At 31.8% G+C, this 802-nt stretch carries 2 protein-coding genes; one reads left to right on the top strand and one right to left on the bottom strand.

What is annotated here, in order from left to right; all coding sequences use genetic code 11:
• Window positions 1-323 (top strand): helix-turn-helix domain-containing protein (locus ACFIKY_RS08985; protein WP_375661732.1); only part of this gene is annotated, 323 nt, incomplete at its 5' end.
• Between the two features lie 31 nt (window positions 324-354).
• Here ACFIKY_RS08985 and ACFIKY_RS08980 read toward each other — a convergent pair.
• Window positions 355-621: a hypothetical protein gene (locus ACFIKY_RS08980; RefSeq protein WP_375618900.1), complete on the bottom strand. Its 267-nt coding sequence runs from the start codon at window positions 619-621 to the stop codon at window positions 355-357.
• Between the last annotated feature and the right edge of the window lie 181 nt (window positions 622-802).

The following is an 802-nucleotide window of genomic DNA, read 5'->3' as shown; positions in this document are numbered from 1 at the left end:
CTGTAGGCAAAAGAATTCGTCATAAACGCATTTCAATGGGAATTTCTCAGACAGAATTAGGAAAAAAATTAGGAGTAAGCTTCCAACAAATCCAAAAATATGAAAAAGGCTCAAATCGTGTAGGAGCTGGACGCTTGCAGGAAATCGCTAACATACTAGATGTTCATATCTCCTTTTTTTATACCGATATTTCACAAAAAAGAAATATTCCGTACCATTATGATGAAGAAATTTCCAGTAAAGAAGAATATTTCCTTTTAAAAGGTTTTAGAAAACTTAATCCTAAAAAACAGAAAGCAGTTTTATGTTTGTTTTCTGAATAAAATGAATACTTTTAAAATTATAGCGTACAAACTAATCGCTCTGTTTATAAGCATTCATTAATATTTCTAGAAAATCACCATGGCGATATCGCTCTTGTTTAGCCATCAATTTAAAACGATTAATGATATTTACGCTAGCTTTGATATTTAATTGTATCTCAACTGACTGTTCACGACTTGGGAAAGTTGCTGCCTTATCTACCTCTTTGCGTTGTATAATGTTTAAAGAAGATTGAGTTTGTCGTGGTTTAAAATCATCAAGTTCTGAAAAATTTAATGGTTTTCTTTCTGTACTCATTCTTTAATTTCCTTTCTCTTGAACTTTTTTTAGCTTTGTAATGACTTCAGCAACAAATGCTTCGACATTGCCAATCGCAGTTTCTAAATTATTAACTTCCTTTGGATTGAGATTACGATGTGAACCTCCAGTTGCAAAGATTGCGGAAAAAGCATCACGTTCATTGATTTCTGTTTCAAAA

It is taken from the genome of Bartonella sp. CR127HXZ, assembly GCF_042194555.1.
Taxonomy (GTDB): domain Bacteria; phylum Pseudomonadota; class Alphaproteobacteria; order Rhizobiales; family Rhizobiaceae; genus Bartonella; species Bartonella grahamii.
The sequence above is the reverse complement of the archived record's forward strand: the minus strand, read 5'-3'. Positions and strand labels throughout refer to the sequence as shown.